Source organism: Calditrichota bacterium, from assembly GCA_013112635.1.
Lineage (GTDB): Bacteria > Calditrichota > Calditrichia > Calditrichales > J004 > JABFGF01.
Genome location: JABFGF010000001.1, coordinates 1,233,910 through 1,246,449 on the forward strand (window position 1 = coordinate 1,233,910; position 12,540 = coordinate 1,246,449).

Consider the following 12,540-nt stretch of genomic DNA (forward strand, 5'->3'; position numbering starts at 1 on the left):
TTTGATTTTTAAATCCATTGTGTATGAAAAAACTCACCACGCGGTTTGTCCACACGTTCATAAGTATGGGCGCCAAAATAGTCACGCTGTGCCTGTAAAAGATTAGCTGGCAAACGTTCACAGCGGTAGCTGTCATAATAAGCCAATGCACTGCTAAATGCCGGGACAGGAATCCCTAATTCTGTGGCTTTAGAAATTACTTTACGCCAGGCCCCCTGTGTTGCATCAATGACAGATTTGAAGTAATCATCCAGCAATAGGTTTGCAAGGTTAATATCATTTTCAAAAGCAGATTTTATATTATCTAAAAATTGTGCACGGATAATACATCCCGCCCGCCATAAAAGAGCAATATTTCCAAAATTGAGATTCCAGCCATATTCTTCATCCGCAGCACGCATTAATTGAAACCCTTGAGCATAAGAGCAAATCTTTGAAGCAAACAACGCTTTGCGGATCATTTCTACAAATTCAGTTCTATCGCCATCATATAAATGGTCAGGCCCATTTAGCTTTTTAGATGCTTTTACCCGTTCTTCTTTTATTGCGCTTAATGTACGCGCAAAAACTGCTTCAGCAATAGTTTGTACAGGGATGCCCAAATCAAGCGCAGCAATGCTTGTCCACTTTCCCGTTCCTTTTTGACCGGCTGTATCCAGAATAACATCAACCATTGGCTTTCCGGAATCTTCATCCTTTTTGGCCAGAATATCACCGGTTATTTCAATAAGATAACTATTTAATTCTCCTGCATTCCATTCGGCAAAAGTTTTATGCATTTCATCAGAAGACATTCCCAATGATTGGTCCATTAAATGATAGGCTTCACAAATCATCTGCATATCCGCGTATTCAATTCCATTATGTACCATTTTCACAAAATGGCCTGCACCACCTTCACCAACCCATTCAGCACAAGATTCACCTTCATCCGTTTTAGCAGCAATTGCCTGTAAGATTGGTTTGACCAATGGCCAAGCATCCGGGTCTCCGCCGGGCATAATCGAAGGTCCCCATAAAGCGCCTTTTTCACCACCACTAACACCCGTACCGATATAAGAAATACCGTCTTTTTTAAGTTCCTTCCAACGTCTCTCCGTATCAGGAAAATGTGTGTTTCCTCCATCGATCAATAAATCATTTTTATTCAGATATGGTTTCAGGTCGCTGATGACCGCATCAACTGGATTACCAGCAGGCACCATCATTAAAATGCGTTTTGGGGATTCTAATGCCGAAACAAACTCATTTAAGTCTAAACAGACCTGCATAACTTTTCCGTTAAACTTATCTTTTGCCGCTGATCTTTTTTCTTCATCAAGATCAAATCCGGCAACACTAAATTTATTACGCTCAATATTCAGGGCTAAATTTTGCCCCATAACACCAAGTCCGATAACACCTATATTATATTTCATTTTAAAATCCTTTATTAAACTCCACTAAAGGCAGAAAATCCACCATCAACCGGAACAACAATCCCGGTTACAAAAGCTGAGGCATCTGATAAGAGCCATACAATTGTTCCAACCAAATCTTCCGGATTTCCATAACGCCCCATAGGTGTATGGCCAATTATTGATTTACCACGCTCCGTTGGCTTGCCTGTTTTTTCATCGGTTAACAAAAAACGGTTCTGATTGGTCAGAAAAAATCCTGGTGCGATTGCATTTACACGAATATTTGCAGAATACTCCTGTGCCATATGTACCGCCAGCCATTGTGTAAAATTGCTCACCGCTGCTTTTGCTGAAGAATATGCCGGAATTCGTGTTAAAGGACGAAAAGCATTCATGGAGGAAATATTTAAAATATTACCACTTCCCTGATCTGCAAAAAGTTTCCCAAACACCTGACTTGGTAAAACCGTACCCGTGAGATTAAGCTGCATAACCCAGTTAAATGCCTCAGCCGGGATATTAAAAAAACTCATATCCGCGTTGGTTGTTGATTTTGGATGATTGCCCCCAGCACCGTTTATTAACACATCGATTTGGCCAAATTTTTTAAGAATATCATCTTTACATTCTTCAATGGAGTCTTTATTTAAAACATCACATTTGAAAACTGCATAATCTGCTTTTGACTTTTCGAGCCTGTTTAAAACAGGTTCATGCAAATCAGTTTTTAAATCCATAATTGCAACTTTACAGTTTTGTTCGGCTAAGGCACAGGCTATTACACTGCCCAAAACACCACCGCCACCGGTTATTGCGACTACTTTGTTTTTTATATCAAAAAGAGAATTGTTCAAAATTTATCTCCTAAATTCTGTTATAATTATTTAAAAAAAAAGAGGTCTAATGTGTCGCTCAAAGATATTTTCAGTTACATTTTTGGTAATTATATCTTCATTCTTTTCCAGGGCCTTTAAATAAGTATCACCCATCTTGGCAGCCATTTTATATCCAACATGTAACAATTGCCTAAAATGAAGATTGTAGTTTAGATTTTGCTGATCATGCCTAAGTGACTCAGAAAATTTTATTCCATCCCATTTTGAAACTTCGTCCGCTGTAGGCAATTTGTTTTTGTCAATATCAATAACCGATGCATATGGAGCGCATAGTTCATCAAAATTATCTAATGATTTTCTATAAATATCTTGCGCAATTTTCAACCCTTCACCACCTGCTTCGGCCAGCCCAATCAATTCTTCAAGCCACGTTGTTCCGGCTGTTTTTAAATGTAAGCCGGCATTAAATTTATTAATGGCTTCTCTAATAATAGGATAAATGGAAAATTTGTCACTTCCGGAATGCACGCTTAATTTTAAATCTTGCGGTAGACTAAATTCTTTTATAGCTACTTTTAGCACAGCGAGATCTTGTTCAAACTCTTGTTTAAATTTTTGCAGGTCCCCAACATAATCCACACCCTTGTTAAAGCGCCCGCTAAATTTCGGTGCAATAGTTTGTAGTGGGATTTTTTCAGCAGATAATGCGGAAAGTATCAGGAACATCTCTCCGGGTGTTTGCGGTTGATCCGTCTCATCCATAGAAACTTCTATTACAAAAGGCTTCTCCGCTTTTTGGGATGCGATGTGCCTAAATATTCTTCCAGCCTGTTGTGCTGCGTAAAGGTATTTTTCAGCTACATTTTTTATTAATTTTTCATTAATCTCAAGTTTTTGATTCAGGACGGGTAAAACAAGTTCGCCGATATATTTTGAATTAGTTTTTACAAAATCATCAATGGCAACATCTTCAACTTTCTCACCAATAAAGTCTGCAACATCCAGAGTAAAGAAATCGCAATGGTCCATAAAGAAATCAACTGTTTCAAGATTGATATGGTCCGCATCTACTAGATAAGGTTTTTGCCAGGTCAGATCTTTTACAGCAATATCTGCTTGCTGCCTGGCTGTGATGGGTTCACTGCTAATTGTTTGATGCTCGCGGTAAGATTTATTCCAAACTGGAGTAAGTTCAACTCCAGCATCATCAGCATGTTTAATTGCTGCCAGTTGGGCTTTTGCCTGGTGTGCAAAACGGTCTCCAACTCCGAATGAAAACTTGGTTATTATTTCTTTCATTTTTTATTTATCCTTTTCTAAATTTCATTTTTTATTTTAATTCTAATAACCAAACAATGATGGTAGCCACAGACTTAATTCAGGTATATAAGTAACCAGCATTAGAGCAATAATCATAGCGATATAGAATGGCAATAATGGCCGTACAAGCTTTGAAATCGATGTCTGCCCTATTCCACAGCCCACAAAAAGCACACTCCCAACCGGTGGAGTACACAATCCAATGCTTAAGTTTAACACCATCATAATGCCAAAATGAAGAGGCTCAATTCCCAGCTCAACAACAACTGGCAAAAAGATGGGCGTAAAAATTAATACTGCTGGCGTCATATCCATAAAAGTACCAACAATTAATAGCAGCACATTGATAATCAATAAAATAACAATTGTACTGTCCGTCATACCCACTAAAGCTGCTGTTATATTTTGGGGAATATTTTCATAGGATAAAATCCAGGACATTGCTTTTGATGTTCCGATAAGTAACATTACTATTGCTGTTGTTTCTACGGTTTTTAGAAGAATGCCCGGTAGGTCTTTTATTTTTACTTCGCGATAAACCACTACAGCCAGAATAAGTGAGTAAATTACCGCAACCGCACTTGCCTCAGTTGCTGTAAAAACACCTGCGATAATCCCGCCGATAACAATGTAAATCAACAACAAACTTGGCACTGCATCGAGTAATTTTTTCCCGGCATAAATAAAACTATAACGCTCCCCTTTTGGATAACCTTTTATTACTGCAGTAAAAGCAGCTACAGCTATCAAACCCATTCCTACCAAAATCCCCGGAAGATATCCTGCTATAAAAAGCGCCGCAATGGAAACACCCCCGCTGGCCAGGGAATAAACTATTAAAATATTACTCGGTGGAATTAGCAGCCCGGTTGTTGAAGCTGTTACAGTTAATGCTGTATTAAAATTCTTATCATATCCCTCTTTATTCATGGATGGGATCATAAATCCACCAATAGCCGATGTGGCTGCTACCGCCGATCCGGAAATCGCGCCAAAAAACATACAAGCCACAATATTTACATAGGCCAAACCACCCGGAAAAGTACCAACAACAACTTTCGCAAAGTCAATCAGCCGCCGAGCAATTCCTCCGCGTCCCATCAATAATCCCGAAAGAATAAAAAATGGAATCGCCAATAATGCAAAGCTGTTTATACCTGTTGCCATTTGTTGTGCAACAGTAGTTATTGCCGGCCCAGGAGCAATTGTAAATATCATTGTCAGGATTGTAGAAATACCAATACTTATTGCAATTGGCACATTAAGGGCCAGTAAAATGACAAAACTTATGATTAATACAAAAACTGAAATATCCATTTATATCGTTCCTATTTAATCAATTACATTAGTTTGCTGAGTTGAAAACTCTCCCGGTTGTTTTCGCCAGGCATCAATTATAAAAACGACCGAATAATAGATCATTAAAATCCCTGTTAGAGGTAATACCAGGTAAACATAACCCATCGGTATTCCCATTGCCGGAGAGATTTGATTTAGTGTAAAAGTCAGGTCAACTAATCTTAATCCACCAACAACCAATACAAACAATGCAAAAAGCGATACAATGGAATAGATCAATATCTCCGCGCCTTTTCTTTTGGTACCCTTAAGTTGTGTTGTCAAAATATCAATCCCAAGATGGGCACGGGTATATAGAGCATACGATGCCCCCAACAATCCTATCCAAATCAATAGAAACCCGGCAAGTTCCTCTGTGTATGAACTTGGATCTTTTAATATAAACCGCGTAAATATTTGCCATGAAACATCAATAACAATCAGTGCCATCAGAGATATCAAAAAAATCTCCAAAGTTTTTGTTATTGTCTTTGTAAGCTTTTGCATACTTCTTACCTATTTATTTGATTTCATTTATCTGTTTAATAAGCGTATAAATTGATGTACCTTTATACGATTCGTGCATTTCTTTAACGGCTCCCTGAAACGGCGTTTTGTCCGGGTAAATTACCTGAACACCGGCCTCTTGTACTGCTGCCAGCGCTTCGTCACTTGCTTTTTTCCATAATGTTTTTTGAAATTCTACAGACTCATCCACGGCCTCTTGTAACCAGATCTGCTCCTGCTCACTTAAGCTATTCCAAACAACTGTACTCATAATTAAAATATCCGGAACAGCCGTGTGTTCATCCAGACTATAATATTTGCACACTTCATAATGCTTTGATAGATAAAAACTGGGGGGATTATTTTCCGCGCCATCAACAACTCCTTGCTGCAAGGAAGTGTATAACTCGCCCCAGGGAATTGGAGTAGCTGACCCTCCGAGTGATTTAACCATTTGCATTGCTGTAATACTTTTCATTACGCGGATTTTCAACCCGGCAAGATCATCAGGTTTATTAACCGGTTTTTCTTTTGTATAAAAACTGCGGCTGCCTGCATCATAGTAACACATACCTCTCAAGTAGTAAGGCTCGCCGGAAAGCAATAAGTTTTTACCAATTTCTCCATTTAAAACATTCCATTTATGTTCATCGTTGCGAAAGATATATGGTACACCAAATATCTTCATTTCTGGAACAAATCCCTCCATTGGCGCGGTAGATACTTTGGTCATCGCCAAACTTCCAATCTGCAACAATTCAATCAGATCACGCTCTCCACCCAATTGGCCACCCGGATAAATATCAACGCGCATTTTTCCACCAGATTTTTCTGCGATCTTCTTAGCCATATAAACCATCCCATTATGAACTGGGTGGCTGGTATCTAAAACATGAGCCAGTTTTATGACAGTAGTACTGCTTTCATTTTTACAAGAAATAGTAATTCCAGCAAGTACAATTAATAGTGTTATTTTCGTTTTAAGAAGTATTTTCATAATAGCCCTTAATAAAACCTCATCAACAAATTGTTATAATTTATATGCCTCTTTTGCCAGGTCATAAGCCAGGGCTTTACTTAAAATCGTTGCCTGATCCATATCAATAATATGTCTGGCAACCTGGTCTGCCAGAAAATTTGAATCAACCCGTCGGCTTACGTCATGCCGTGCCGGTATTGAAAGAAAAGCACGCGTATCATCATTAAATCCAACTGTATTATAAAATCCCGCCGTTTCTGTTACCATATGCCTGTAGCGTGTCATCCCTTCAATGCTGTCATGAAACCACCATGCAGGACCAAGTTTCATCGCCGGATAATGACCGGCAAGTGGGGCAAGCTCCCTGGAATAAACAGTTTCATCGAGGGTAAAAACAATCAATTTAAATGCAGGATTGTTACCATAAGCTTTAAGAAGTGTCTGTAGGTTACGTGTGTATTCTGTTTGAATCGGAATATCTGCGCCTTTGTCGAGACCAAATCTATCAAATATTATTTGATTATGGTTTCGGAATGATCCGGCATGTATTTGCATAACCAGGCCATCATCAACACTCATCCTGGCCATTTCCATCAACATATTTGCTGTAAATAAGTGTGCGTCATTTTTATCTGCCTGCCCTTTTAAAGCACGTTGGAAGATCGCCTCAGATTCTAAGCTGCTAAGTTTATTTGTATAAGGTGAAAGTACACCCTGGTCGGTAGAAGTAGCGCCCATTTCTTTAAAAAAGGCCCTGCGATTCTCAAGGGCCGATATGAACTTTTTAAACGATTTAATTTCTATATCTGTTGCTTTCCCTAATTTTTCAATTTCAAATTTCCAGTCGTCCGCTAAAATATTTACAACAGCATCCGGACGGAATGCCGGTACGACTCTTCCTGTCCAACCTGAGTTTTTAATTTTTTGATGGTGTTCCAAACTGTCTGCAGCGCCATCGGTTGTGCTTAATACTTCAATATTAAATTGTTCAAAAAGTGTGCGCGGTTTAAACTCGGCCGATTTTAATTTCTCATTGATCTTATCATAAATTTTCATTGCATTATTGGAGTCTGGCCGTTCTTCAATCCCAAACACTTCCACAAATTCATGTGCTAACCAAACTCCTGTAGGAGTCCCGGCGAATAAATGAAAATTTTCTGAAAATAATTGCCAAATTTTTCTGTGGTCTGTTTCCACTTCGCTACAATCAACCGTTGGAACGCCTAATTTTTCCAAAGGAATTCCCTGAGAATAAAGCATCCGAAAAATATAATGATCGGGGATTAGGATAAGCTCAGTTGGATCAGGAAAAGATTGATTGTCCGCAAGAATCTTTGGGTTAACGTGGCCATGGGGACTTATTATTGGCAGATCTTTAATATTATTATATAACTCACGGGCTATTTTTCGTACTTTTGGGTTGGGATCAAAGAACCGATCCGGGTGAATATCAAATTTACTCATAGTCAACTAATCCTTTTCTTTACAAGTATCACAGATCACCAATTCTGTTGGCAATTTTATATTTCGACGAACTGATTCTTTTGGACTCTGAATTTGTTCAATAACCAAATTGGTTGCCGTCGATCCAATCTCCCGAATTGGTTGTTTTATATAACTAATGGATGGCTGCAGGAAACTATTATATCCGCTACCGCCAAAACACAATAAATCCAAATCACCTGGAATCGATAATTTTTTTTCTTTCGCTGCCTGAAGTACTCCCAACGCAACCGGAAAAGTAACTGTAAAAACTACTTCCGGTAAAGAACCTGTTTCATACATCCTCTTAAAACCCTCGTAGCCGTCAATTTCCGCAATCCCACCTTCAATAAACCAGTTACTTTTTACACTCAGTCCTGATTCTTTCATGGCATCTTTAAAACCTATAGCACGGTTCAGACCAATATTGGTTGATTGATAACCGGCCAAATGAGCTATTTTTGTATATCCTGATTTAATTAAATATTTAAGTGCCTTGTATGATCCTTTTCTGTCTTCTGTCGTGATACAATTAAAACCAATTCCGTTAATTACACGATCAAAAAAGACCATTGGAACACCTTGCTGTCGAACCTTTTCGAAGACAAAACTATCATCAGTTTGTTCTGTAGTTGAAACAAGCAATCCGTCCACCCGCATTGCAAGCAAAGTTTCAATATGCTTTTGTTCATGCTCCGTATTTTCCTGAGAGACAGTCATAATTATTTCATAATTATTTTGATACGCGGTTTCATAAATTGCCTCTATGGCTTCAGCAAAAAAATGGTGTGCAATCTTGGGAACAACCAGGCCAATTGTATTTGATTTTTTTGCTGAAAGATTTCGGGCAATGTAGTTTGGGACATAGCCTAATTCGACAGCCATCTTCTTAACACGTGTTTTGGTTTTAATGCTTATGTCGGAGTGATCACGCAGCGCTTTGGATACAGCCACCTTAGAAATGTTTAATTTTTTAGCGATGTCTGTAAGTGTGATTTGAGGCTTTTGTTTCATTTCCTTAACCGATAAAGTTATCGTTTAAGTTGATGATAGCAAAATTCACCTAATTTTGCAAGTTAAAAACTGTTAACAACATTAAATTAACAAGGTCCATCCAACCAACTTGAAGAATTGCTGCAACACTCTACCATAATTCTTCTTCAATTTCTGTGGAATGCTGTTCAGCTATTCTTAAATGTTCTTTCATTGCCTGAGCAGCCCCATCTGCATCACCCTTTTTGATACAAACAAAAATCTTTTCATGGTATAATTCTGCAGCTTTTTTGGCGTTTTCCACTTTTGAATATATTAACATTTTTATTTTAGGCATTAGCTGGAAAATTGGTTCAAGTATCATCGGTACCATCGGATTCCCGGCTGCTTTTGCAAGCGCAAGATGAAAGTTGCGATCAAGCATACCTTCTTTCTCAAAATTATCCTTTGGACAATCATTAAGATCTTGAAGAATCTTTTCCATCTCCGCAATATCACGATCGTTTTTTTTAACTGCAGCTAATCTTACTATTTGAGGCTCCAAAAGTTTGCGAACCTCAATAATGTGTTTCAGGTATTCCTTATCTAAATTAAGCTCTAAAAATAATTGCATCGGTTTTGTAACATTCGTGGCAGAATAATCCTCTACAAAAATCCCACTGCCCTTTTTTACTGTTATTAAACCACGCGAAGACAACATTTTTATCGCTTCTCTAAGCGCAGTCCTACTTACGTCGAACATATCACATAATTCCATTTCAGTAGGTAACTTTTGACCAGGTATGAACTTTTTTTCTAAAATGGATTTTTCAATATCTCGTGCAATTTGCTTGCTAAGGCTAAGTGGGTTTCCAATTTTAGTAAACATAAATCAATGATTCCTTTAAGAGACCTTCAACTTTGGAAATTTAGTGTTACTATCTGTTTGAACGATGAGAAATGCTATTTATATAGTTTTCAATATTTGTATATCCATCCTTGTTGCTATCCAGGTTCGCATCATTAACAGAGACATCTAAGCCATTTTCAATCTCCCAGATATCCGGAATACCATCTTTATCAGTATCTTTCGGAGGCGGGATAGATTTTAGTTTTGGCCAACCACCCACATCTTTCTGAGAATCGATAATACCCGGCCCAAAAATTCCAGAGTATGTTGCCGTGCCATTTTTTATTTCATCAATAATCCGTTTGTCCACAGAGTCACGTTTTGGAAAAGTTGCCCCGGCATTTTCCAGTACAGCTGCAAATGCCTCTTCTGTGTTTTGTGTTTTGATAATTTCAACAAGGAAAGGGCTATTAACCATAACACTGTCAACATATTTCCCCCTAACTCCGCCCAACCAGTTATCTTTTGATATAATCGGATTTCCATAAACAAAATTATCCGCAACATACCATTTACCAAATGCGTCCCAGGGTTCAATTATCTGGTTTTTATTTTTAGTTGCAGGACCAGCTTTATAGTAATTGGCAACTATATTATGATTGCCGGATTCTCCCCCATAAGCGCCGTTAAAACCCCAGTTATAGATTACGTTGTTCCTAAAGTCAACTAACTCAATTTCCGGTTTTTTATGGTAGCGGCTACCATGAAAACGCGGTGTTCTGCTAGCATGATGTGCTAAAATATTATGATGAAAAGAGGCGCCAATTCCACCCCAAATCCCGCCATACCCATGGTCACCTTTTGGGTGGAATGATCGATTTAAGCTCTCGCTAATTATACACCATTGAACAGTAAGTTTTTCATTATCATAAAAGGTTCCAACTTCATCCACTCCCCAACTCATTGAGCAATGATCGATTATTATATTTTTTTGATTCATCGCCATTAAAGCATCTTCCGGGACTCGGTTTTCATCGCCCAGACGAAATCGAATATAACGTATTATAATATTGTCAGCATTAATTATTGTTGGAAAACCACGCAAGCAAATACCATCACCGGGTGCTGTTTGGCCGGCAATTGTTAAATCGTTATTTTTAATGATTAGTGGGGATTCCAGGATAATCGTACCTGATACTTGAAAAACAATAGTTCTTGGTTTTTCTAAATCTATTGCCTCTCGTAAACTGCCAGGCCCATTATCGCTTAGATTTGTAACTATAGCAACTTCGCCGCTACGTCCTCCCGAGGTAAACTTGCCAAACCCTTCTGCAGTTGGAAAGGCCAATTGTTGGGATAACGAACTTGTTGAAGCAATAAGAAATGAAATACAGAAAAATAAGTATTTACTGGGTCTCACCATTAATTGAAACTTCTGTTAAGGTTAGGTTAATAAAGTGATTTAAAAAATTTTGCTTTTCGACCCCGTTAAAACTGCTATTTTTAATATTTAGATTATTTACCGGAGATCGCTCATAACCATCAATAAAGATGGCATACTTGCTCTTTTGGCTGGATATGTTATCAACAAAAATGTTTTTTGCCACTGGTGTAAAATCTCCAACATCACCCTCACCATATTGAAAGTTTACTTTTATCACTGCGTCACTAACTTCACCAATTGAGCAGTTTCGCATATAAATGTTTTCAACAATACCACCTCGCAGTGAATTGGTTTTTATTCGCAGAGCACGTTCTAAATTTGGACTATCCATTGTACAGTCTTCGATAAATATATTTCGGACACTTCCCGACATTTCACTGCCTATAACAACACCGCCATGCCCATCTTTCATATTACAATTTTGAACAATTATATTTTCTGAAGGTACGTTGACTCTCCTGCCATCGGCATTTCTTCCGGATTTAATTGCTATACAATCATCGCCCGTCGTGAAAAAGCAGTTTCGTATTAAAATATTTTTTGATGATTCAGGATTACAACCGTCATTATTTGGGCCGTGACTATCAACTGTTATGTTTTGAATAGTTATATTTTCGCTGAGGACCGGGTGGATTACCCACATTGGAGATCGTTCTATTTTTACACTGTCAATTAGAATATTTTTACACTTATAAAATTGAATCATATTTGGACGGAGAAAATGTCCGTCTCCAAAAACACGGTCACTAATTTCTGAGCTTTCCTGTGATATTTTGTAAATTAATTGTTCATCGGTTTTTCCACTTACTTTGCTACTATCCCAGCCATATTCTTCCTTACCTTTCCAGATCCACCAGTTTTCAACAGATGCGTTACCATCAATTATTCCAGCGCCTGTGATCGCAACATTTTCCTGATCATAAGCATAAATAAACGGTGAATAATTATAGCATTCTACACCTTCAAACCGGGTTAAAACAACTGGCAGAAAATCCTTTGGATTTGTAGAAAACAGAATCCTTGCATTTTTTGAAACATATAAATTTACGTTGCTTTGTAAATGAATTGCACCCGTAAAAAAAACTCCCTCAGGCACAATAACACGTCCTCCACCAGATTTACTGCACTCATCAATTGCGCGTTTAATTGCCTCTGTAGAAAAAGTTTTTCCATCACCAACAGCACCATAATCTGTAATATCATAATCTCGGCCTGGAAACTGTGGAATAGATATAGTGCTCAATATTTCAGGTACTTTGTCCCAACCGGATTTTTCTTTTTGTTTAATTGAACAGCCATAAATTGAGAATAAGAGCAATGATAATGGAAGTAAATAGCAATATTTCATTTTATAATCTTTTAAGTATAAAAAACGAGGATAGTTTTGCTACCCTCGTTTTTGTGATTTTATT

11 protein-coding genes are annotated in these 12,540 nt (G+C 38.0%); all 11 read right to left on the reverse strand.

Annotated features, from left to right (window positions below):
- Positions 1–8 precede the first annotated feature (8 nt).
- Positions 9–1,418 carry a decarboxylating NADP(+)-dependent phosphogluconate dehydrogenase gene (gene gnd / locus HND50_05000; protein NOG44564.1) on the reverse strand — a complete coding sequence of 470 codons (1,410 nt, stop codon included), beginning with the start codon at positions 1,416–1,418 and terminating at the stop codon, positions 9–11.
- A gap of 14 nt (positions 1,419–1,432) precedes the next feature.
- Positions 1,433–2,257, reverse strand: coding sequence for an SDR family oxidoreductase (locus tag HND50_05005; GenBank protein NOG44565.1), 825 nt, complete (start codon positions 2,255–2,257; stop codon positions 1,433–1,435).
- Between the two features lie 27 nt (positions 2,258–2,284).
- Complete coding sequence (locus HND50_05010) at positions 2,285–3,535, reverse strand: hypothetical protein (protein ID NOG44566.1); 1,251 nt, start codon at positions 3,533–3,535, stop codon at positions 2,285–2,287.
- A 42-nt stretch (positions 3,536–3,577) separates the two neighbouring features.
- Positions 3,578–4,873: a TRAP transporter large permease gene (locus HND50_05015; GenBank protein ID NOG44567.1), complete on the reverse strand. Its 1,296-nt coding sequence runs from the start codon at positions 4,871–4,873 to the stop codon at positions 3,578–3,580.
- A 15-nt stretch (positions 4,874–4,888) separates the two neighbouring features.
- Complete coding sequence (locus HND50_05020; protein ID NOG44568.1) at positions 4,889–5,401, reverse strand: TRAP transporter small permease; 513 nt, start codon at positions 5,399–5,401, stop codon at positions 4,889–4,891.
- A gap of 13 nt (positions 5,402–5,414) precedes the next feature.
- Complete coding sequence (locus HND50_05025) at positions 5,415–6,398, reverse strand: TRAP transporter substrate-binding protein (protein ID NOG44569.1); 984 nt, start codon at positions 6,396–6,398, stop codon at positions 5,415–5,417.
- A 33-nt stretch (positions 6,399–6,431) separates the two neighbouring features.
- Complete coding sequence (gene uxaC, locus HND50_05030; protein NOG44570.1) at positions 6,432–7,844, reverse strand: glucuronate isomerase; 1,413 nt, start codon at positions 7,842–7,844, stop codon at positions 6,432–6,434.
- 6 nt (positions 7,845–7,850) lie between these two features.
- Entirely contained in the window at positions 7,851–8,876 is a 1,026-nt protein-coding gene (locus tag HND50_05035; protein NOG44571.1) for a LacI family DNA-binding transcriptional regulator, read from the reverse strand.
- A gap of 130 nt (positions 8,877–9,006) precedes the next feature.
- Positions 9,007–9,723: a FadR family transcriptional regulator gene (locus tag HND50_05040; GenBank protein NOG44572.1), complete on the reverse strand. Its 717-nt coding sequence runs from the start codon at positions 9,721–9,723 to the stop codon at positions 9,007–9,009.
- Between the two features lie 49 nt (positions 9,724–9,772).
- The gene (locus tag HND50_05045) at positions 9,773–11,107 is read right to left on the reverse strand and encodes a pectate lyase (protein ID NOG44573.1); all 1,335 of its coding nucleotides are present in this window, start codon (positions 11,105–11,107) and stop codon (positions 9,773–9,775) included.
- A complete protein-coding gene (locus tag HND50_05050) occupies positions 11,091–12,476 on the reverse strand; it encodes a glycoside hydrolase family 28 protein (protein ID NOG44574.1) in 1,386 nt (461 codons plus the stop codon). The genes HND50_05045 and HND50_05050 overlap by 17 nt, the downstream gene beginning before the upstream one ends.
- Positions 12,477–12,540 lie beyond the last annotated feature (64 nt).

Bases quoted from the DNA above. Each gene is read 5' to 3' on its own strand.
- gnd (NOG44564.1), bottom strand. From the start codon at position 1,418: ATGAAATATAATATAGGTGTTATCGGACTTGGTGTTATGGGGCAAAAT.
- HND50_05010 (NOG44566.1), bottom strand. From the start codon at position 3,535: ATGAAAGAAATAATAACCAAGTTTTCATTCGGAGTTGGAGACCGTTTT.
- HND50_05015 (NOG44567.1), bottom strand. From the start codon at position 4,873: ATGGATATTTCAGTTTTTGTATTAATCATAAGTTTTGTCATTTTACTG.
- HND50_05020 (NOG44568.1), bottom strand. From the start codon at position 5,401: ATGCAAAAGCTTACAAAGACAATAACAAAAACTTTGGAGATTTTTTTG.
- HND50_05025 (NOG44569.1), bottom strand. From the start codon at position 6,398: ATGAAAATACTTCTTAAAACGAAAATAACACTATTAATTGTACTTGCT.
- uxaC (NOG44570.1), bottom strand. From the start codon at position 7,844: ATGAGTAAATTTGATATTCACCCGGATCGGTTCTTTGATCCCAACCCA.
- HND50_05035 (NOG44571.1), bottom strand. From the start codon at position 8,876: ATGAAACAAAAGCCTCAAATCACACTTACAGACATCGCTAAAAAATTA.
- HND50_05040 (NOG44572.1), bottom strand. From the start codon at position 9,723: ATGTTTACTAAAATTGGAAACCCACTTAGCCTTAGCAAGCAAATTGCA.
- HND50_05045 (NOG44573.1), bottom strand. From the start codon at position 11,107: ATGGTGAGACCCAGTAAATACTTATTTTTCTGTATTTCATTTCTTATT.
- HND50_05050 (NOG44574.1), bottom strand. From the start codon at position 12,476: ATGAAATATTGCTATTTACTTCCATTATCATTGCTCTTATTCTCAATT.